The organism is Comamonas sp. Z3 (assembly GCF_008121565.1).
Lineage (GTDB): Bacteria > Pseudomonadota > Gammaproteobacteria > Burkholderiales > Burkholderiaceae_C > Comamonas > Comamonas brasiliensis.
This window is the reverse complement of the sequence record NZ_VOQU01000002.1, coordinates 543,501-564,678: the sequence shown is the minus strand read 5'-3', so window position 1 is coordinate 564,678 and position 21,178 is coordinate 543,501. Positions and strand designations below refer to the sequence as shown.

Genomic DNA, 21,178 nt, shown 5'->3' with positions numbered 1-21,178 from the left:
CGAAGCGCGAGAGGCAACCGTCCTGATGGCGAGGTCTGTTTCCCCGCAAATAAACCCCATATCCAGACCATTGCTGCATCTTTAGCTACAATTTCAACTGGGTGCCCGTCACACAAGGTGGCGATGGCAGGTGAATGTTCATGCGCAGGTCGGGCCGCCAGCGCGCCAGTCGTTTGCAGTGCTGACTGCACCAAGAGGCATGGGCTCGGGTGCAATACGCCTGTCGGCAGACGACTTCAGACACCTACCGACACATGGACCCACAAACACTTGTGCAGGCCCCTGCGCCTTCTGCATCCCAGAATTCACCCCGCATCCCCGCGCTGCAATCCGCCACCGAACGCGTGCAGGCGCAAATCTCGCACCTGCTGCATATCGAGTCCTTTGCCGGCATGGTGCTCATGCTGGCCGCCGCCTTCGCCCTGATCTGGGCCAACTCCGCTGCGGCGCCAAGCTACTTTGCACTGTGGCATGCGCCCGTCGCGCTGACGCTGGGCCCGTGGAGCTTCAGCACCGATCTGCATTTCATCGTCAACGATGTGCTGATGACGGTGTTCTTCCTGGTCGTGGGCATGGAGATCCGTCGCGAGCTGCACAACGGCGCGCTGGCCAGCCTGCGCCAGGCCAGTCTGCCGCTGATCGCTGCCATCGGCGGCGTGGCCGTGCCCGCACTCCTTTACATGGCCCTGGCGGGCAATGACAGGACACTGCTCAACGGCTGGGCAATCCCGACGGCAACCGACATCGCGTTTGCCGTGGGCGTGCTGGCCTTGCTGGGCCGCAATATTCCGGGGGCACTGCGCATCTTCCTGCTGGCCCTGGCCATCATCGACGACATCGTGGCCGTGCTCATCATCGCCTTCTTCTACTCGGGCGGGCTGCAGGCCATGGGCTTTGTGGTGGCCGCAGCCGGCGTGCTGCTGGTGCTGCTGTTCAACCGCATGGGCATTGCCGCCGCTCCACTGTATGTGCTGCCCGGAGCGGTTCTCTGGTTCGGCCTGCTCAAGACCGGGGCACATCCCACCCTGGCAGGCGTGGTGCTGGGCCTGATGACGCCCGTGTTTGCCCGCCCCGCTTCCATGCCGCAGCTGATCACGGCACAGACGGCCATGCGCAAGGCCGGCGAGCAGGTGCTCAGCGGGCGGCCCGATCCGCAACACCTGCTGCAGGAGTTGCGTACCGCCCAGTTCGCACAGCGCGACCTGCTGCCACCTGCTCTGCGCCTGCCCATGATTCTTCATCCCTGGGTGGCTTTCTGCATCATGCCCATCTTTGCACTGGCCAATGCCGGCGTGCAGTTCTCAGGCATAGACCTGAGCGCTGCCGCACCGCAGACCACGGCCATGGCCGTGCTGGTGGCCCTGGTGCTGGGCAAGCCCCTGGGGGTCTTCATCTGTACCTGGCTGGCCGTCAGAAGCGGGCTGTGCAGCCTGCCCGAGGGCCTGAACTGGCGCGGCGTGCTGCTGGTGGGCCTGCTGGCCGGCATCGGCTTTACCATGTCCATCTTTGTCGGCGGTCTGGCCTTTGCGGATGCCTCCCTGCTGGGTGCGGCCAAGCTGGGCATTCTGGCCGGCTCGGCCATCGCCGCCTTGCTGGGACTGGGCTATGGCTTTGCCATGCGCAAGCGCCTGCAGTGCGCATAAGCACTTCCCGATCACAATGCCCAGCCGGGCTCGGGGCTGACAAGCGCCCCTGATCAACGGACTGCAGCCGCCAGACGCGATGAGCGACTGGCGGCTGCAGTCCGTTAGGTGACTAGAATGCCTCCTCGCCCTGGCCCGGCCGTCCGGACATCTGAATGCCTGTGCCATGAAGGGCGCCGACTGATGCTCCGGAGGTTCCAGACCCATAACCGGCGTGAATCAGCAATGGCCCGATGGTCGGCGCTCTCGCCATGCTGCTTCGCAGCACGCTCACGCTCTGCCGACTGCTGACCGTGGGTCAGCCCGAGCATGCAGGGCAAGACATCAGGGCAGCCTGAAATCAGGGGCCGCCTTGCCGTTGCAGGCCGGGCACAGCCCATCTATCGCAGGAACATCAAAAGAAATGCAGAAAAAAAAGCTTCACCTTTACTCCGCTGCCGCATTGTTGCTTGCCAGCACCTTGGCAATGGCTCAGCCAGCGGACCTGCTGCACAAAGCGCAAGCGGGGGATGCACAGGCGCAGCTGGATCTCGGCCAGATATACGTGGAAGGCCGTGGTGTGGCACAAAGCGATGAGAGAGCCGCTCATTGGTTTGGTCTTGCGGCAGCACAAGGCAATGCATTGAGCCAGAGCAATCTCGGCTTGATGTATGACCGGGGCCGTGGCGTAAAGCAAAGCGACCAGGAGGCCGTCAGGTGGTACCGCCTCTCGGCAGCGCAGGGAGAGGCCAACGGCCAGTTCAATCTGGGCGTGATGTATGAAGATGGGCGCGGCGTCGAGCAAAGCGATCAGGAGGCCGTCAAGTGGTATCGGCTCGCTGCAGCGCAAAACCTTCTCGATGCCCAGTACAACCTGGGACTGATGTATGTCAGCGGCCGTGGCGTGGAGCAAAGCGATCAGGAGGCCGCCAGATGGTTCGGCATAACGGCCGCAAGAGGCCATGACTCAGGCCAGGCCAACCTCGCCGTGATGTATGCCACCGGTCGCGGTGTGCCACGCGACGAAAAGGAAGCAGCCAGACTGCTGGGCCTGGCCGCAGAACAGGGCAATGCGACGGCCCAGGTCAACCTCGGCACGATGTTCGAGGAAGGCCGTGGCGTCAGACGCAGCCTGTCTCAGGCCTATTTCTGGTATGCCCTGGCGGCCGCCCAGGGCCTGGAAGACACCGTATCGCTGCGCGACGCTGTGGCCCGCAAGCTCAAGCCCGCAGAGCGAGCTGCACAGGACTCAAGAATCAGCCGCTGGCAACCCAAGCCGCAGATTCGCTGAATCTGCACGCTTGAAGCCGCAACTCCCCATTGACAAGCAAGCCATGAAAAAGCCCTTCAGCCATCTCCTTTGCGCAGCCGCCTTGCTGCTCTGCAGCACTTTGTCCATCGCACAATCGCCCGACCTGCTGCAGGCAGCGGAGGGCGGCGACGCCCAGTCACAGTTCAAACTCGCAGCCGCCTACCTCACAGGCCGTGGAGCCCCCAAAAACGATGAGGAAGCAGCCAGGTGGTTCATGCTGGCAGCAAAGCAGGGCCACGCCGAGAGCCAGTCCAATATCGGCCTGATGTACGGCCGCGGGCGCGGCGTTCCGCAAAGCGATGAGGAAGCGGTCAAATGGTATCGCCTGGCCGCAGAACAAGGCGATGCCGACGGTCTGTTCAACCTCGCGGTGATGTATGACGACGGCCGTGGCGTGGCTGAGAATCAGGAAGAGGCCGTCAGGCTGTATCGCCTTGCCGTGGCACAAAACCATGTGTCGAGCCAGAGCAATCTCGGATACATGTACGACCATGGCCGTGGCGTGGCGCAAGACAGCCAGGAGGCCTTCAGGTGGTATATGACTGCGGCGGAACAAGGGGATGCCAACAGCCAGTTCAACGTGGGCTCCATGTATGCCTTGGGACGCGGTGTCAGGCAAAGCTGGCCTCAGGCCTACTTCTGGGCGTTGTTGGCAGCCAGGGATGGCGAGAAGGATTCGGCCAAGCAGCAGGAAATCATCGCCAAGAAATTGAAGCCGGCGCAACGGGCCAAGATCCAGCTGCAGGTTCAGGAATGGAAGCCCAAGACCGGTAGATCCTGACCTCCGGGCAGAGGTCGCGACGGCTCGCAATGCAGCAAGCCGCCGACAACGCAGATCAGATCACGGCAAACGGCTTGGGGTAGGTGCCAGGCAACAGGATCTCCTTGCCGACCTGGTCGATATGGGTGTGACCGCAGAAGGCCATGGTCGTATCCAGCTCCTTGTGGATGATCTGCAGCGCCTTGCTCACGCCGGCCTGGCCATAGGCCCCCAGACCGTAGAGAAAGCTGCGACCTATCATCGTGCCCTGCGCGCCCAGGGCACGGGCCTTGAGCACGTCTTGCCCGCTGCGAATGCCGCCATCCATCCAGACTTCGATGTCCTTGCCCGCGGCCTCGGCAATCGACGGCAAGGCTGCAATCGAGGACGGCGCACCGTCGAGCTGACGGCCGCCATGGTTGCTGACCACCAGCGCGTCAGCACCACTTTGTGCCGCCAGACGCGCGTCTTCGGCATCCATCACGCCCTTGAGGATGATCTTGCCGCCCCAGAGCTTCTTGATCCATTCCACATCGTTCCAGTTCAGCGAGGGGTCGAACTGATCTGCCGTCCAGGACGACAGCGAGGACACATCACCCACGCCATCCACATGGCCGACGATATTGCCGAAGCTGCGGCGCTTGGTACCCAGCATTCCAAGGCACCAGTGCGGCTTGGTCGCCAGATTGAGCAGATTGGCAAGCGTGGGCTTGGGCGGAGTGGACAGTCCGTTCTTGATGTCCTTGTGACGCTGGCCCAGGATCTGCAGATCCAGCGTCACCACCAGCGCCGAACAGTTGGCCGCCTTGGCGCGGTTGATCAGGCGCTCCATGAAGGCCTTGTCGCGCATCACATAGAGCTGGAACCAGAACGGATGGTGATCGGTGTGCTCGGCAATGTCCTCCAGCGAGCAGATGCTCATGGTGGACAGCGTGAACGGCACACCAAAGGCCTTGGCGGCCTTGGCCCCGAGAATCTCGCCATCGGCATGCTGCATGCCGGTCAGACCCGTGGGCGCAATCGCCACCGGCATGGCGACCTCCTCGCCGATCATGGTGGTACGCGTGCTGCGCCCTTCCATGTTCACGGCCACACGCTGACGCAGCTTGATGGTCTGGAACTCGTCTTCGTTGGCCCGGTACGTGCCCTGGGTGTAGGAGCCCGAATCGGCGTAGTCATAAAACATGCGCGGCACACGGCGCTTGGCCACCACACGCAGGTCTTCGATACAGGTGATTTTGGAGAGATCGCTCACGACTTCTAGCCTTGTAATGGGAGTTGAGCCCGATGGTAGCCCTCATCGCAGCTATCGGCGTTGTGCTCTGGTTTGAAGTGATTTATGCCGCTTTTGAAATTTTCTTCAGCGAGGGCAAATCAAGGGCTAATGCTAGGTGTGCAAGCCTATTCGTCCAGCGACCATCCTTGTCATCACAACAAGCAGGAGAGAAGAGAGATGGTTTGGCAACAGGTCTACGACCCCCTATCGAATATGTGGCTGTCCACATTGCTTGCGGCCATTCCGGTCGTGGTGATGCTGGTGGGCCTGGGCTTTCTGCACATGAAGGCCCACCTGGCCGCAGGCGCAGGCCTGATTGCCGCGCTGCTGATTGCAGTCTTTGTCTACAACATGCCCGGCGAAATGGCGGGGCGTGCCGCCTTGTTCGGCGGCTTCACCGGCCTGCTGCCCATTGGCTGGATCGTGCTGAACATCATCTTCCTGCATCAGCTGACCGAGCAGAACGGCAGCTTCAAGGTGCTGCAGGACTCGCTTTCGGGCATCACCGAAGACCGCCGCATCCAGCTGCTGCTGATTGCCTTCTCCTTCGGTGCCTTTTTCGAAGGCGCTGCCGGCTTCGGCACGCCCGTGGCCGTGACGGCCGCCATCCTGATCGGCCTGGGCTTTTCGCCGCTGGCGGCATCCGGCCTGTCGCTGATCGCCAATACCGCTCCCGTGGCCTTTGGTGCCCTGGGCACTCCCGTCATCACGCTGGCCAAGGTCCATGGCTACGACCTGATGGAAGTGACCGCCATGATCGGCCGCCAGCTGCCCTTCTTCTCGGTGCTGGTGCCGTTCTGGCTGATCTGGGCCTTTGCCGGTCGCAAGGGCATGATGGAGATCTGGCCCGCGATTCTGGTCACCGGCCTGTCGTTTGCGATTCCTCAGTATCTGGTCTCCAACTTCATCGGACCCGAGCTGGTGGACATCATCGCGGCCATTGTTTCCATGGCCAGCCTGATCCTGTTCCTGCGCGTCTGGCAGCCCAAGAAGATCTGGACCTCGGCCTCGCTAAGCGGCAAGGATGTCAGCGCCTCCGAAGTCAAGCCGCCCCAGCCCGTGGCCAAGCACAGCAAGAGCGCGCTGATCGCCGCCTGGACGCCCTGGATCATTCTCTCGGTGTTTGTCTTCATCTGGGGCCTGCCGCCGGTCAAGGCCTGGCTCAACAGCCTGTTTGCCCCCGCCTTCCCCATGACGGGCCTGCACAATCTGATCGAGAAAATGCCGCCCGTGGTGCCCCAGCCGACCAAGGAAGGCGCGGTCTACACGCTGAACCTGCTGTCGGCCACCGGAACCGCCATTCTGCTGTCGGCCATCGTCAGCGCCTTCGTCATGAAGTACAACCCGGTCACCATCGTGCGCACCTTCTTCAAGACCACCTGGCTGGTGCGCTACTCGCTGCTGACCATCGTGCTGATGCTGGCCCTGGGCACGCTGACACGCTACTCGGGCACCGATACCACCCTGGGCCTGGCCTTTGCCAATACCGGCGTGTTCTACCCCTTCTTCGGCACGCTGATGGGCTGGCTGGGCGTGGCGCTCACGGGCTCGGACACGGCGTCCAACGTGCTGTTTGGCGGCATGCAGAAGGTCGCCGCCGACCAGCTGGGCCTGTCGCCCAACCTCATGGGTGCCGCCAACAGCTCGGGCGGCGTGATGGGCAAGATGATCGATGCGCAATCCATTGTCGTGGCTTCGACCGCCACACGCTGGTTCAACCGCGAGGGCGACATCCTGCGCTATGTGTTCTTCCACTCGATCGCCCTGGCCTGCCTGATGGGTCTGTTCGTCACCATGCAGGCCTATGTCTGGCCGTTCAAGCTGATGGTGAACTGACGCGCCCCCTGAGCCGCTTTGTGGCGTCCCCCCAGGGGGACGGCAACTTCGGCGAGGCGCCCCCGCCGAGAGGCGGCGGGGGCGCCCAGGCTCTTGCTCGTTGCCCCAGGGTTATGCCGTGGAGGTTTCAAGCACCGCGCTCAAAACCCGCCGTCAGGCAGGCAATGAGCTTGTCCATAAAAGCCGCAGCGCCCCAGGCCTGCGGTTTTTTTATGCTCTCAAAATTCCATGCTTCTTTAAATTGGTATTACCAATTAATTACTAAAACCAAGGGAAAACCATGAAATTCAAGATTTATTCCGCTTCATACAATCCATCCCACTTGAAATCGTCCGATATTGGTAATACCAATTTAACAAGCAAGACTGGAATAGCTCAGGCCCGCCTATGGCGCGGCACAGCCGGTTTTGCGCACGGTCATTTTTGAAAATTTGACGGGGAAGCTTCTGGTCGCTCAGGAGGGTTGCCCTCCCCGCATAAATCCAGGAGATCAAGGCAATGCAAGAAATCTGGTCGCAGAACTACGACCCCGCGGGCAATGTGTGGGTATCGGCGCTGGTGGCGCTGATCCCCATCATCTTTTTCTTTCTCGCGCTGACCAAGCTGCGCCTCAAGGGCTATGTGGCGGGCACCATCACGGTGGCGCTGTCCCTGGCCGTGGCGCTGCTGTTCTACCGCATGCCGGTGGCCAATGCGCTGGCCGCAGGCGTCTATGGCTTCTTCTACGGCCTGTGGCCGATTGCCTGGATCATTGTCGCGGCGGTCTTTCTCTACAAGGTCTCGGTCAAGACCGGACAGTTCGACATCATCCGCTCGTCCATTCTCTCGGTCACCGAAGACCAGCGCCTGCAGCTGATCCTGGTGGGCTTTTGCTTCGGTGCCTTCCTCGAGGGAGCCGCCGGTTTCGGCGCCCCCGTGGCCATCACGGCGGCGCTGCTGGTGGGCCTGGGCTTCAGGCCTCTGCATGCAGCGGGCCTGTGCCTGATCGGCAATACCGCTCCCGTGGCCTTCGGCGCCATGGGCATTCCCGTCATCGTGGCCGGTCAGGTCTCGGGCGTCGATGTCATGGCCATCAGCCAGATGGCAGGCCGCCAGTTGCCGTTCATGACCATCATCGTGCTGTTCTGGCTCATGGCCATCATGGACGGCTGGCGCGGTGTCAAGGAAACCTGGCCTGCGGTGCTGGTCGGCGGCGGCAGCTTTGCACTCGTGCAGTTCCTGACGGCCAACTACATCGGCCCCGAACTGCCGGACATCACTTCGGCCATCTTCGCCCTGGTGACGCTGACCACCTTTCTCAAGTTCTGGCAACCCAAGCGCATCTTCCGCTTCGACACCGAGCCGGGCGCAGCCAAGATCCAGACGACGGCCCCCGTCAAGCTGACGACCGGCATGGTGATCAAGGCCTGGTCGCCCTTCATCATCCTCACCGCCATGGTGACCATCTGGAGCCTCAAGCCCTTCAAGGCGCTGTTTGCCTCGGGTGGCGCGCTGTCCGGCACCGTCTTCAGCATTCCCGTGCCCATGCTGCACAATCTGGTGCAGAAGATGGCGCCCGTCGTTGCCACACCCACGCCTTATGGCGCGGTCTACTCCTTCAACTGGCTGTCGGCCACGGGGACCGCGATCCTGATCGCCGCCGTGCTCGCCATTCTTTTGCTGCGCCTCAAGCCAGCCGTGGCAGTCCGGACCCTGGGCGAGACCTTCAGGGAGCTCGCCCTGCCCATCTACTCCATCGGCATGGTGCTGGCCTTCGCCTTCATCGCCAACTATTCCGGCCTGTCCACCACGCTGGCCATGGCGCTGGCCCATACAGGCAAGGCCTTTGCGTTCTTCTCGCCCTTCCTGGGCTGGGTCGGCGTGTTCCTCACGGGCTCCGACACCTCGGCCAATGCGCTGTTCGGCGCCCTGCAGGCCACGACGGCAGCACAGCTGGGGCTGCCCGAGGTTCTGGCCGTGACAGCCAACACCACCGGCGGCGTGACCGGCAAGATGATCTCGCCCCAGTCCATCGCCATTGCTTGCGCGGCCGTAGGCCTGGCCGGCAAGGAATCGGACCTGTTCCGATTTACCGTCAAGCACAGTCTGGCCTTCCTGGTGCTGATCGGCATCATCTGCACGCTGCAGGCTTATGTGTTTCCGTGGATGATTCCTACCACCTGAAACTCCTGCCAGACCCCATGCCCGCCATCCGCCTGTCCGACCGCGTTGCCCAGCAGTTGCTGGAGCTGATCCAGAGCACCCAGCTCCAGAGCGGCGCCAAGCTGCCGACCGAGCGGGCGCTGGCCGAGCAGCTGGGGGTCTCGCGCACGGCGCTGCGCGAGGCCATACAGAAGCTTGCCAGCCGAGGTGTGCTCGAAAGCCGCGTGGGGGCCGGCACCTTTGTCGGCTCGCGCGTGCCCTTGTGGCACGAGCAGGCCGTCGCACCGCTGGAGTCCTTGCTGCGCGACGACCCCCAATACCGCTACGACGTGCTGGAAGCACGCCAGGCGCTGGAGCTCAGCACTGCCTGGTATGCGGCCCAGCGTGCCACCGACAAGGACAGGGATCGCATCCGCCACTGCTTCGACGACATGCTTCACCACCAGCAGGCGCGCGATGCCGCCAGCGCGGCCCGCTCCGACGCCCAGTTCCATCTGGCGATTGCCGAAGCCTCGCACAATGCCGTGCTGGTACAGCTCATGGGCAGCCTGTTCGAGCTGGTGCTGGGTACCGTGGCCCAGAATCGGCGCCTGATGTTCGTGCATGATGATCCCTCGACGCTGGAGCATCTGACTGCGCAGCACCGCAATCTCATGCAGGCCATTGTCGACGGCGAGCCAGAGCAGGCCAGAAGCGCTATCGGCCAGCACCTGGCCTATGTTCACGAAAAGCTGTCCGAGTCGGATGCCGAAGCGGCCCGACGCAAGCGGCTGGATCGTTTCTCCTCTTCCTCCGCCATTTTTTCATGATCATCTCCTCCACCACCGACTACCGCGCGGCTGCGCAAAAGCGCCTGCCGCCCTTTCTGTTCCACTATCTTGACGGCGGCGCCTATGCCGAGAAGACGCTGGCGCGCAATGTCGACGACCTGGCCGACGTGGCGCTGCGCCAGCGCGTGCTCAAGAACATGAGCCAGCTGGACACCAGCATCGAGCTGTTCGGCGAGAAGTTCTCGATTCCCGTGGCGCTGGCTCCCGTGGGGCTGACCGGCATGTTCGCCCGCCGCGGCGAAGTGCAGGCCGCCATGGCTGCCGACAAGAAGGGGATTCCCTTCACCATGTCCAGCGTCTCGGTCTGCCCCATCGAGGAAGTCGCGCCCCGGCTGGGCCGCCCGATGTGGTTCCAGCTCTATGTGCTCAAGGACCGGGGCTTCATGAAGAACGCGCTGGAGCGCGCCCAGGCTGCGGGCGTCTCCACCCTGGTCTTCACCGTGGACATGCCCGTACCCGGCGCCCGCTACCGCGATGCACACTCGGGCATGAGCGGCCCCAACGCCGCCATGCGCCGCTACCTGCAGGCCGTGACCCATCCGCACTGGGCCCTGGACGTGGGCCTGATGGGCCGCCCGCACACGCTGGGCAATATCTCCACCTACAAAGGTCAGAACGTCTCGCTCGAAGACTATATGGGCTATCTCGGCGCGAACTTCGACCCCTCCATCTCGTGGTCGGACCTGGAGTGGATCCGCGACTTCTGGAAGGGTCCCATGCTCATCAAGGGCATTCTCGATCCCGAGGACGCCAGGGATGCCGTGCGTTTCGGGGCCGACGGCATCATCGTCTCCAACCACGGCGGGCGCCAGCTCGACGGCGTGCTCTCGTCGGCACGCGCCCTGCCTGCCATTGCCGATGCCGTCAAGGGCCAGATCAAGATACTGGCCGACTCGGGCGTGCGCAACGGCCTGGACATCGTGCGACTGCTGGCCCTGGGCGCAGACTGCACCATGATAGGCCGCGCCTTCGTCTACGCGCTGGCCGCTGAAGGCGAAGCCGGCGTCACCAACCTGTTGAACCTGCTCGAAAAGGAAATGCGGGTGGCCATGACGCTGACCAGCGTCAAGAACGTCTCGGAGATCACCGGCGATCTGCTGGTACGGGACTGATCCCGCACAGGCTCCGGCCCAGGGCCGGGCCTTGCTGGGATCAGCGCGCCGGGCCCCGCTGCCCCAGCCAGATGCCGCCCAGGACCAGGGCCACGCCAGCCATCTGCACGGCCGTCAGCGTCTGGTCCAGGAATGCCCAGCCCAGCAAAATCGCCGTCAGCGGACTCAGAAAACCCAGCGGCGCCACCATGTTCGGCTCCAGCCGGGCAATACCGCGAAACCACAGCACATAGGTCAACGCCGCGCCCACCAGACCCAGCCAGGCCAGTCCGATCAGATGGCCCGGTGTGGGCGCCGGAAAATCCGGTCCGGCCCACAGCGCCACCGGCAGCAGCAACACTCCGCCGGCCGTGAGCTGCCAGGCGGTGAAGGTCAGCAGCGGTACGGGAGGACGCCACTTGCGCGTGAGCACCGTGCCACAGGCCATCGAAACCGCTCCGGCCAGGCCCGCCGCAATCCCCGTCGCATCCAGCCTCACACCAGGCGTGAGCACCAGCAAGGCCACACCCGCCAGACCGGCCAGGGCTCCCAGCACCGAGGCCGGCCGCAGCGCGCTGCCCAGCACCCAGGCCGCAAGAAACACCACCACCAGCGGCTGCACGGCCCCGACGGTGGCGGCCGCCCCTCCCGGCAGGCGGTAGGCCGAGACGAACAGCATGCTCCAGAACACCGAGAAATTGAGCGCTCCCAGAATGAACACCCGCAGCCACCACACGCCCTGCGGCAGGCGCCGTGCAAATACCAGCAACAACAGGCCTGCGGGCAGCGCGCGCAGCAAGGCCACGGTCATCGCGGGCACCTGCGGCAGCAGCTGGGTGGTGACGATGTAGCTGCTGCCCCAGATGGCGGGTGCCAGCGCCGTCAGCAGCAGATCGCGCGCCTGGGTCCGCCTGAACGCAAGCGCAGATTGAGCGGCGCTCATGCGAACTCCAGCACCTGATCCAGCGGCCGGCGTGGCTTCTGCGGCCAGTTGCCGGGCGCAGCACGGCCCACGGTGACGAGCATGACCGGCACCTCCTCGCTCGACAGGCCGAAGCTCGCTGCCACGCCTTCGGCGTCGAAGCCAGTCATCGCACAGGACGCCAGGCCCAGCGCCTGCGCCGCGTGCATCAGCGTCATGGCGCCGAAGCTGGCCGAACGCAGGGCCTCGTCGCGCACCGCCTGCGTGCTGGCGTACTGCTGCTGCGCGGCCTGCAGCCATCCCTGCGCCATGGAGGCAGGCATGAAGCCCGCGTCCACACAGGGCTGCAGCCGTTCGGCAAGCGCCTCGGGGTCGGCCAGCACGCCGCAGACGATGAAGCAGACGGCCGCTTCCTGCACCTTGACCTGGTCCTGCGCCACGGCCCGCAGCCTGGCCTTGGCCCCAGGCGTGCGCACGGCGATGAAGCGCCAGTTCTGAAGGTTGTAGGCCGTGGGTGCGCGCGTAGCCAGCTGCACCAGCCTTGATATGTCGGCATCCGCCAGATGGTGCGAGGTATCGAAGCGGTTGGCCGAGATGCGCTGCTCGATGAGGGTGAGTGTGGGATGAAGTGCGGTCATGGCATGACTGTAGATAATTCACCATGAATTGATAATTGGCGTTTATTAAAATAAACCATTCACCAGCAGAGAAGAATTACATGGACCGACTGACCGCCTTGCAAGTCTTTCATCGCATCGCGCAGCGCGGCAGCTTTGCCGAGGCGGGCCGCAGCCTGGGCCTGTCGCCGGCTGCGATCAGCAAGAACATCGCCGAGCTGGAGGCCCATGTGGGCACGCGCCTCATTCAGCGCACCACGCGGCGCATGGCGCTGACGGAAGAAGGCCGCCTGTATCTCGAACATGTCACGCGGGCGCTCGATGCGCTGGCCGATGCAGACTCGGCACTATGCCCGTTCAAGGCTGCGCCCAGCGGCCTGCTCAAGGTCAGCGCGCCCATGACATTCACGCTGACGCAGATCTCTTGCGCCCTCCCCGCCTTCCTGGAGCGCCACCCCGAGCTGCAGCTGGACCTGCACCTGGACGACAGACGCGTAGATATCGTGCGTGAAGGCTTCGACCTGGCCATACGCGGCAGTGACCGGCTCGAGGACTCCTCGCTGATTGCGCGACCATTGACCTCGATGCCGCATGTACTGTGCGCCGCGCCCGGCTATTTCGAGAAGCGCGGCCGCCCGCACACGCCTGCCGACCTCAGCGGCCTCGAGCACATACGCTTCAGCCTCTCCGGCCATGCAGATGTCTGGGAATTTGAGCAAGGCGGGCGCATGGAGCGCGTGGCGGTCAATGCGCGCTACTCGGTGTCCTCAAGCCTGGCGGTGCGCGATGCATTGCGCGCGGGCTTTGGCGTCAGCCTGATCCCGCTGCCCTATGTCGAGGAAGACCTGCGCACGGGCCGGTTGCAGGCCGCCCTGGAAGACTGGAGCACGGTGCAGACCGCGCTCTATGCCATTTATCCGTCACGCCAGCATATGACGCCCAAGCTGCGGGCGCTGCTGGACTTTCTGGTAGCGCAGTTCGATTCCGGCACCCGAGCGCCTGACCGGTTGACCGGTTGACCGGTTGACCGGTTGACCGGCCGGCATTCAGCGCCGGCGCTGGCTCTGGATCTGCTCCGGCCCGGCCACCAGGGCACCGGCGCCGCGCACTTCCAGCGCGATGCTGTCCAGCACCTTGCCGGAGGCATCGAGCAGCTCCAGCTTGTGGCGCCCCGGCCAGGGCAGCCAGCCCAGCTGACTGCCACGCCCCAGCTCGCGCTGCACTTCCCGCATCACGGGTTGCGCATTCTTGTCGGCAGCCGCAGGCGGGCCGTACTGCCGGGTTACCAGCCGCCAGCGCAAGCTGCCGTCACGCCAGTCCTGCTCGGCCGCCATACCAGCCTGACGCGCCACCAATTGCACGCGCTGGCTGTCGGGTGGAATATCGGGGTCCAGCGCCAGAATCGTGCCATTGGCCGGGCGCGAGATACGCACAGCGGCCGCAGCCGCAGCGCTGCCGGACTTGCTGCCTTTTTGCCTGGCCAGGCTTTTCTGCTCTGCACTGCCCGCCACGTGATCCATGGCAAACAGCGACTGCTGCGTGCCTTCCACAAACCATTCGCCACGCGCGCTTTCGATGGGCGTGCCGCCACTGGCCAGCGCGCCAAACTGCACTTGTTGCTGCAGCACGCCAGCGGGTGGCCGGGGTGCATGACTGGACACATTGCGATGCAGGAAGCCCATGATCTCGGCCCAGATGGGCGCTGCGCCGCTGGTGCCGCTCACGGAATGCATGGCTTCGCCACCAGCATTGCCGACCCAGACGCCCACGGTGTAACGCTCGGACCAGCCTACGGCCCAGTTGTCGCGCATATCCTTGCTGGTGCCGGTTTTCACAGCCGTCCAGAAGCGCGTGGCCAGCACGCTGTCGGTACCGAAGGTCGGGGCCCGCGCCATATTGTCGGAAAGAATGTCGCCGACGATGAAGGCGGCCCGCGCATCCAGTGCCTGCAGCGGTGCCTCGCTGCCCGGCGCTGCATCGCCGGATCTGCGGCCGTCTGTCCGGGGCAAGGCCCAGCTCACGGGGCGGTATTGACCGCCATTGCCCAGCGCCCTGTAGGCATTGGTCAGATTGAGCAGCGCGACCTCGCTGCTGCCCAGCGCCAGGCTGAAGCCATAGTAGCCGCCGCTTTCACGCAGCGGCAGGCCCAGCTTCTTGAGTTGCTCGAAAAACGCATCGGGCGTGACCATGACCAGCGTGCGCACTGCCGGCACATTGAGCGAGGACGCCAGCGCCGTGCGCGCCGACACCCAGCCCTTGAAGCGCCGGTCGTAGTTCTGCGGAATGTAGAGGCCGTTCTGCGTGGGGATATGGGCCGACGAATCCTCGATCAGCGAGGCGGCCGTGATGCGCTTTTCGGCCATCGCCTGCGCATAGAGAAAGGGCTTGAGCGTGGAGCCGGGCTGGCGCAAAGCGGTGACGCCATCGACCTCGGATGCCTGGCTCAGCGTGCCCGAGGAGCCCACCCAGGCCAGAATCTCGCCGCTGCGGTTGTCCAGCACCACGGCCGCACCATCTTCCACATTGCGGCCCTGCAGCTCGCGCAGATGCTGCTGCAGGCTGGCCACGGCAAAGCGCTGCAAGGCAGCGTTCAAGGTCGAGCGCACCTGCTCGTGCCCCCGGTTCTGCGGCAGCGCCAGCCAGCGCCGCGCAAAATGCGGAGCCACACCCTCGCTGGCCAGCCATTGGCGCCGCTGCAGCACGCTGGAGGTATAGAGCTGCATGGCCGAGCAATCCTTGGCCGCCACATCGTCGGGCACCATCACCTGCAGCACGCCGCAGGCACGCTGGGCGACGCGCTCCACCGACGCATTGGGCGCACGCACCAGGGCCGCGGCAATGGCCGCCTCGCGCGCATCCAGCCCATGGGCTGCCTTGCCATACAGGCTTTGCGACAGCGCGTCGATGCCCACGATCTCGCCGCGAAACGGCACCATATTCAGATAGGCCTCGAGAATCTGGTCCTTGCGCCAGCGCCTGTCCAGCACCTGGGCGGCCACGGCCTGCCCCACTTTCTGCACCACGCTGCGCCCACCCGGTCCCTGACGCCAGTCGCCGTCGAGCAGACCTGCGAGCTGCATGGTGATGGTGCTCGCGCCGCGCGTGCGCGTGTTCCAGAGATTGCCCCAGGCGGCGGCGGTGACGGCAGCCCAGTCCACACCGCTATGCTCGTAGAAACGCCTGTCCTCGCTGAGCACCAGGGCGGTGCGCAGCGCCGGCGAGACATCGGCCAGTGCCACCCAGGGCCCGCGGCGCACCGTGCTGTCGGTGCGCAGGCGCTGCAGCAGCTCGCCCTCGCGCGACAGCAGCAGGGTCTCCGAGGAGCGATGCTCGCTGCGCACCTCGTCGTAGCTGGGCACGGCATGGCTGCTGGAGGCAAGACCCAGCCACAAGGCGGCCGTCATGCCGACGGCCCGCCAGGACTGTTTCACTCTCGGGGGCTGGAAATACCGCTGCATGCCTTGTTCCATGTCGTTGTGCGCTGTTGGAAGTCAGCAGGCATTGTCCCAAAGATGGCCCGGCAAACAGACTGCTCAGACAAGCGGCAACAAAAAAGCGGCTTCTGCAAGCCGCTTTCTCCCGAAGTCACTGCCTCTCGGAACGAGTTTACGTTCTCAGGCCGTGAACTTCTTGATCTTGAACGCCAGTATCACCATCAGCACGCCGAAGATCACGGCATAGGTCGCCAGCACCCACAGCATGGCCATCATGCCCGCGCCGGGCTGCATCAGCACGAAGATGCCGAAGAGCACCGACAGCAGCCCGCCGAGCACCAGCAGCCATTCGCCCTGAATTTCCTTGCGCAAACGCAGCGCTGCGACGATCTGCAGCACACCGGTCATCAGAGCCCAGACACCGATATAGATGGTCAGCACCAATGCGGTGATCGCCGGGTTGATGACCGTGAGCACCCCCACCACCACACCCGTCAGCCCCCACAGCAGAACCAACCACCAGTGACGCGACTGCTGGCGGCTCTTGATGGCGGTGTAGATGCCCAGCAGGCCATCGACAAACACATAGGCGCCGAACACCAGCACCAGTGCGGCCGCGGATGCTGCGGGCTGCATCCAGGTCAGCACGCCGAAAATGATCGCGGCGGCACCGCGCAGCAACAGCACCCACCAGCTACGGTGCAGCATGATGGACATGGACGGAATTTCTACAGGCATGAAGACTCCTCTCTTTCAGGGTTCCACATCACTGCGACTTGCGCAGCAGCAGGTCTCTCGAATCCAGCTCCGACCCTAACAACAAGTTCAGCTCAGCGTCAACATCACCGGCTGGTGATCGGACGCCTCTGTGGTGCTGTCCACACGCCAGGCCTGCACATGCTGGCACAGGCTGTCGCTCACCCACAGCAGATCGCAGGCTCCGGGCTCGGCGCCCCAGGTCCGGTCCACCAGTCTGAAGGTGGGTGGCTGCGGCTGGCCAGGGTGCAGCAGATCCCAGCTATTGCGCCACTGGCCGGCCTGCAGACAGCCCTGTTCACCGGCCGCCCACGGGGCAGACAGGACGGCATATTCGGGCTCGTGCGGCTCGAAGTTGAAGTCCCCGCAAAGCACGGCATGGCGGGTATGCGGCTTGGTCTGGTAGGGCGAGCCGTCGCTGGCCGGCTGCGGCGGGGCATCGGCCAGTGCGCAGGCCTGCATCTGCAGGTCGCGCAGGGCGCCGGCCTGGGCCATGCGCTGGCGCTTCGAAAAATACTCGAGGTGCGTGGTCATGATGCGTACCGGCCCCAGTGCCGCGTCAGCGACCGTGACCACCGAGCACATGCGCTGCATGCAGCGCACATCGGCATCGGCCGGCATGGGCAGCGGATGGTGCTGCAGCTGCAGCAGCGGCAGGCGCGTGGCGACCAGATTGCCGAAGCGCTGATGTCCCCGGGACGTGAACTCGTCGACCGAGGCACCAAAGACAATCTGCCAGCCCGGCAGCAGCGCCTTCAACTCGGCCGGCTGGTCGCCGGGCTGGCCCTGCAGATCGGGGTAGTTGACGGCGATCTCCTGCAGGCACAGCACATCCAGTCCGCCGGCCTGCTCGCCCATTTGCAGCGCGTGGCGGACGATGCGCTCCGCACTGACCTGTCCATCCATGCCACAGCACCATTGCACATTCCAGCTCAGGATATTCATCTTGTCGCTTCTTTCCACATCGAAAAAGACTGCAGCGCCTGCCTCCGCAGTGCAGGCAGCGGCTATTTTCAGAGCAGCCGATCAGGCCAGGGTCTCGCGCAGCTGAAACACATTGCCTTCGCTGTCCATGGCATTGCAGACCGCAAAGCCGGGGCCTTGCCAGCGCTCGTCGAACACCTGGCCGCCCAGCGCCTGCACGACGCTCGCGGCCTCGGCGATCGCGGGCACGGTGACGAAGAACTTGAGCGCCACATCGGCACGGCGCTGCGGCGGCTTGCCGACCTGGACCCGCGCCGCGATCTCGGCAGGCAGGGCGTGAATCAGCAGCTGCAGGGCGGCGGATTCCAGCACGATGATGTGCTCATCCTCATGCAGCCGCTGCATGTCCAGCACCTGCTCGTAAAAGCGCGCCAGGGCCTGGAAGTCCTTGGCATAGATCAGCACACCAGCAGCAGCGGGACCGGGCATCGTCAGCTCCTCAAAGAGTCTGACTGTATCCCGTTCACTTGATGCCCGCGCGCATGAAGCTCTGCACGAACTGGCGCTGGAAGATGAGGAAGGCAAGCAGCAGCGGCCCCGAAGTCATCAGCGTGGCAGCGCAGATGGTCGACCACTCCACGCCCGATTCCACGCTGGAGAAAACCTGCAGGCCCACGGTGAGCGGACGCGCCTGCACGCTGTTGGTGATGATCAGCGGCCAGAGGAAATTGTTCCAGTGAAAGCTCACCGAAACCAGCGCAAACGCGGTGTAGACCGGCCTGGCCAGCGGAACGTAGACACGCCAGAGAATCTGCAGCGTGCTCGCACCTTCCACGCGCGCGGCCTCGTCCAGCTCGCGGGGTATGCCCATAAAGGTCTGGCGCAGCAGGAAGATGGCAAAGGCCGAGGCAAAATACGGCAGCCCCATGCCCACCAGGGTATCGACCGCGCCCAGCCTGGACATGGTCTGATAGTTCGCCACCAGCAGAATGTCCGGCATGATCATCAGCTGTACCAGCACCAGCGCAAACGCCACATTGCTGCCGCGAAAGCGCAAGCGCGCAAAGGCAAACGCAGCCAGCGTGGACAGCAGCAGCTGCACCACCAGAATCATGGCCACCAGCAAGATGGTGTTGAGGAAATAGCGCGCAAACGGCGCGGCTTCCCAGGCATGGCGGAAGTTCTGCAGCGTCCAGGGCGCGGACAGATCCAGGCGCGTGGACGCATCGGACGGGTGAAACGCCGTCCAGACCGCATAGGCCAGCGGCAGCAGCCACAGCAGCGCCAGCGTCCAGGCGGCCAGGGTGTCCAGCCATGAAGTGCCATGAAAGCTCAGGCCCCGGTCCGTCCCGGCGCTGCTGCGCCCTGACAGAAATGCAGCAGCGGTCATTGATAGTGCACCTTCTTGTCGAGCACGAAGAACTGCAACAGCGCCACGGCAGCCAGCACCGTGACCAGCACCACGGTGATGGCCGCGGCATAGCCGGTATCCCAGAATTTGAAGCCCACTTCGTAGAGGTGATAGAGCAGCAGCGTGGAGGCATTGTCCGGCCCGCCGCGCGTGAGAATGAACACATGATCCACCAGCCGGAAGGCATTGATGACGGCGTTGACCAGTATGAAAAGCGTGGTCGGCATGAGCAGCGGCCACTGCACGCGGCGCAGGAAATACCAGCGCGATGCGCCTTCGATGGCCGCCGCCTCCTTGAGGCTGGGATTGAGCGTCTGCAGCGCGGCCAGATAGAAGATCATGAAAAAACCGGCCTCCTTCCACACGGCCACCAGCGTGATGCAGGCCAGGGCCGTGGAAGGATCGCCCAGCCAGTTGTGCGCGTCCAGGCCCAGTGCGCCGCGCACCTGCTCCAGCAGTCCGTACTGCGGCGTGTAGAAGAACAGCCAGATATTGGCAACGGCAATCATGGGCAGCACCGTGGGCGTGAAATACGCCATGCGCAGCCAGGCCCGCCCCGCGAGCTTCTCGTTGACCCACAGCGCCATCAGCAAGGCCAGCCCCATGGACAGCGGAATGGTGGCAGCGGCAAACCAGAGGTTGTTGCGCACGGCCTGCCAGAACACGGGGTCGTCGACCATGAGCGCATAGTTTTCCAGTCCCACCCATTCGCCGGACTGGCCGCCACGCGCCGTGGCATGCAGGCTGTCGATCAGGGTGGACAAGGCCGGCCAGTGCGTAAAGCCCAGCAGCAGCACCAGCGCCGGCATGAGCAGCAGCCAGGCATGCACGGCCTGCTGGCGTGCCGCGGCCTGCGCCAGCCTGCGGGCGGCCCTGGATGACAGGGGCGCCGCCATGGCGCCACTGCCGGTGTCAAGCGCCGGACTGCTCATTACTGGTAGCGACGCAGAATGCGGTCGGACTCCTTCTGCGCATCGTCCATGGCCTGGGCTGCGGTCTTGGTGCCGTTCAGGGCCGCCTGGATCGCATCGTTGAGCACCTTGGTCACGCGCTGGTTCTCATGGGTGGAATATTCGGCCACCGACACGGGCAGTTGATCGCGCGCCACCAGGGCCTGGGGAAATTCCTGGCCGTACTTCTTGAGTACGGGCGTCTCGTAAGCCGCTGGCGAGACCGCCACATAGCCGCTGTCCATGCTCCACTGCGCTGCACGCTCGGGCTGGGTCACCCATTTGGCAAACTCGAATGCAGCCTGCTGCTGCTGCCTGGGCGCGTTCTTGAAGATGTAGAAATTGCCCCCGCCCGTGGGCGATCCCTTGCGGACATTGCCGGCGATCTGGCCCACGCCGAAGTCGAACTTGGCATTGGCGCGGATATTGGTGAGATTGCCCGTGGTCGTCACGATGATGGCGGCCTTCTTTTCCATGAAGTCCCTGGGCGTCGTGCCCCACTCCACCACGCCGGCCGGATGCACGCCGTCCCTGACGAGACTTACCCAGAAGTTCAGCGCTCCCACCACCTTGGGGTTGTTGAGCGTGACGCGGGTGCCGGACTCGTTGACCAGCAGCACATCATTGGGCGTGGTCAGGGTCTGCAGCATCCAGTAGCCAAAGCCGGTGGACGGAATCTGGATGCCGTATTGCACGACCTTGCCGCTGGCGTCCTTCTTGGTCAGCTTGTGGGCGGCCTCCCTGAGCTCCTTCCAGTTCTGGGGCGCCTTGTCGGGGTTCAGGCCGGCCTCCTTGAAAGCTTCCTTGTTGTAGTACATCACCACGGTGGAGCGCTGAAAGGGCACGCCCCAGGTCTTGCCACCGGTCTGGCTGTTGGCCATGAAGGCCGGGTAGAAGCCCTTGAGCCAGGCCTTGTCGGCATCGGTCTTCACGAAGTCGTCAATGGGCGCAATCGCGCCCTCGTCCATCAGCGTGAACATATCGGTGGACAGCAGCACCGAGGTCGCAGGCGCCTTGCCCGCCTTGTGCGCCGTCAATGCCTTGACGATGGTTTCCTGATAGGTGCCCGCATAGATGGGCGTGAGCTTGTACTGCGGATGCGCCTTGTTGAAGTCCGCCGCATAGCCATCGATCACCTTGGTGATGGGGCCTCCCACGGCCACGGGGTAATAGAAAGGCACTTCCAGCGGGGACTGTGCAAGAGCAGTGCCCGCCAGGCCAAGGCCGGCGGCAGCGGCGAACAGGCCGTGAACAAAGGTTTGACGACGCATGGGAATCTCTCCTCGGGATTTGCA

At 64.2% G+C, this 21,178-nt stretch carries 18 protein-coding genes; 8 read left to right on the top strand and 10 right to left on the bottom strand.

Going from position 1 to position 21,178, the window contains the following annotated elements; translation table 11 throughout:
* Positions 1–254: 254 nt before the first annotated feature.
* The 3 genes from nhaA (at position 255) to FSY59_RS07220 (ending at position 3,715) form a co-directional block, all read left to right on the top strand.
* Positions 255–1,643, top strand: coding sequence for a Na+/H+ antiporter NhaA (gene nhaA, locus FSY59_RS07230; protein WP_148728719.1), 1,389 nt, complete (start codon positions 255–257; stop codon positions 1,641–1,643).
* Between the two features lie 466 nt (positions 1,644–2,109).
* The gene (locus FSY59_RS07225) at positions 2,110–2,913 is read left to right on the top strand and encodes a tetratricopeptide repeat protein (protein ID WP_148728718.1); all 804 of its coding nucleotides are present in this window, start codon (positions 2,110–2,112) and stop codon (positions 2,911–2,913) included.
* 43 nt (positions 2,914–2,956) lie between these two features.
* Positions 2,957–3,715 (top strand): tetratricopeptide repeat protein, encoded by a 759-nt coding sequence (locus tag FSY59_RS07220; RefSeq protein WP_003058111.1) that lies wholly within the window; start codon positions 2,957–2,959, stop codon positions 3,713–3,715.
* A 55-nt stretch (positions 3,716–3,770) separates the two neighbouring features.
* Here the strand turns inward: FSY59_RS07220 and FSY59_RS07215 are convergent, their stop codons facing one another.
* Entirely contained in the window at positions 3,771–4,949 is a 1,179-nt protein-coding gene (locus tag FSY59_RS07215; protein ID WP_003058113.1) for an alpha-hydroxy acid oxidase, read from the bottom strand.
* A gap of 198 nt (positions 4,950–5,147) precedes the next feature.
* Here FSY59_RS07215 and FSY59_RS07210 point away from each other — a divergent pair, with 198 nt between their 5' ends.
* The 4 genes from FSY59_RS07210 (at position 5,148) to lldD (ending at position 10,890) form a co-directional block, all read left to right on the top strand.
* Entirely contained in the window at positions 5,148–6,806 is a 1,659-nt protein-coding gene (locus FSY59_RS07210) for an L-lactate permease (protein WP_148728717.1), read from the top strand.
* Between the two features lie 498 nt (positions 6,807–7,304).
* Positions 7,305–8,969 (top strand): L-lactate permease, encoded by a 1,665-nt coding sequence (gene lldP / locus FSY59_RS07205; RefSeq protein WP_148728716.1) that lies wholly within the window; start codon positions 7,305–7,307, stop codon positions 8,967–8,969.
* Positions 8,970–8,986: 17 nt separating this feature from the next.
* A complete protein-coding gene (gene lldR, locus FSY59_RS07200; RefSeq protein ID WP_003058121.1) occupies positions 8,987–9,757 on the top strand; it encodes a transcriptional regulator LldR in 771 nt (256 codons plus the stop codon).
* On the top strand, positions 9,754–10,890 hold the full coding sequence (gene lldD, locus FSY59_RS07195) for an FMN-dependent L-lactate dehydrogenase LldD (RefSeq protein ID WP_003058124.1): 1,137 nt from the start codon (positions 9,754–9,756) through the stop codon (positions 10,888–10,890). Before lldR ends, lldD begins: the two co-directional genes overlap by 4 nt.
* Positions 10,891–10,930: 40 nt before the next feature.
* Here lldD and FSY59_RS07190 read toward each other — a convergent pair whose 3' ends face one another.
* Complete coding sequence (locus tag FSY59_RS07190; protein ID WP_148728715.1) at positions 10,931–11,812, bottom strand: EamA family transporter; 882 nt, start codon at positions 11,810–11,812, stop codon at positions 10,931–10,933.
* Complete coding sequence (locus FSY59_RS07185) at positions 11,809–12,429, bottom strand: nitroreductase family protein (RefSeq protein ID WP_003058127.1); 621 nt, start codon at positions 12,427–12,429, stop codon at positions 11,809–11,811. Before FSY59_RS07185 ends, FSY59_RS07190 begins: the two co-directional genes overlap by 4 nt.
* Positions 12,430–12,509: 80 nt before the next feature.
* On the opposite strand from FSY59_RS07185, the gene FSY59_RS07180 reads away from it, so the two are divergent.
* Complete coding sequence (locus FSY59_RS07180) at positions 12,510–13,427, top strand: LysR family transcriptional regulator (protein ID WP_148728714.1); 918 nt, start codon at positions 12,510–12,512, stop codon at positions 13,425–13,427.
* A 27-nt stretch (positions 13,428–13,454) separates the two neighbouring features.
* Here the strand turns inward: FSY59_RS07180 and pbpC are convergent, their stop codons facing one another.
* The 7 genes from pbpC to FSY59_RS07145 form a co-directional block, all read right to left on the bottom strand.
* Positions 13,455–15,866, bottom strand: coding sequence for a penicillin-binding protein 1C (gene pbpC, locus FSY59_RS07175; RefSeq protein ID WP_003058131.1), 2,412 nt, complete (start codon positions 15,864–15,866; stop codon positions 13,455–13,457).
* Between the two features lie 156 nt (positions 15,867–16,022).
* The gene (locus FSY59_RS07170) at positions 16,023–16,580 is read right to left on the bottom strand and encodes an HdeD family acid-resistance protein (RefSeq protein WP_003058133.1); all 558 of its coding nucleotides are present in this window, start codon (positions 16,578–16,580) and stop codon (positions 16,023–16,025) included.
* Positions 16,581–16,667: 87 nt separating this feature from the next.
* Positions 16,668–17,543, bottom strand: a complete 876-nt coding sequence (locus FSY59_RS07165; protein ID WP_148728713.1) for an endonuclease/exonuclease/phosphatase family protein — start codon at positions 17,541–17,543, stop codon at positions 16,668–16,670.
* A gap of 81 nt (positions 17,544–17,624) precedes the next feature.
* Positions 17,625–18,011 carry a VOC family protein gene (locus FSY59_RS07160; RefSeq protein WP_148728712.1) on the bottom strand — a complete coding sequence of 129 codons (387 nt, stop codon included), beginning with the start codon at positions 18,009–18,011 and terminating at the stop codon, positions 17,625–17,627.
* 34 nt (positions 18,012–18,045) lie between these two features.
* Positions 18,046–18,912, bottom strand: coding sequence for a carbohydrate ABC transporter permease (locus FSY59_RS07155; RefSeq protein WP_003058139.1), 867 nt, complete (start codon positions 18,910–18,912; stop codon positions 18,046–18,048).
* Complete coding sequence (locus tag FSY59_RS07150; RefSeq protein ID WP_003058144.1) at positions 18,909–19,865, bottom strand: carbohydrate ABC transporter permease; 957 nt, start codon at positions 19,863–19,865, stop codon at positions 18,909–18,911. The genes FSY59_RS07155 and FSY59_RS07150 overlap by 4 nt, the downstream gene beginning before the upstream one ends.
* On the bottom strand, positions 19,865–21,154 hold the full coding sequence (locus FSY59_RS07145; RefSeq protein WP_148728711.1) for an ABC transporter substrate-binding protein: 1,290 nt from the start codon (positions 21,152–21,154) through the stop codon (positions 19,865–19,867). Before FSY59_RS07145 ends, FSY59_RS07150 begins: the two co-directional genes overlap by 1 nt.
* Positions 21,155–21,178: the final 24 nt, after the last annotated feature.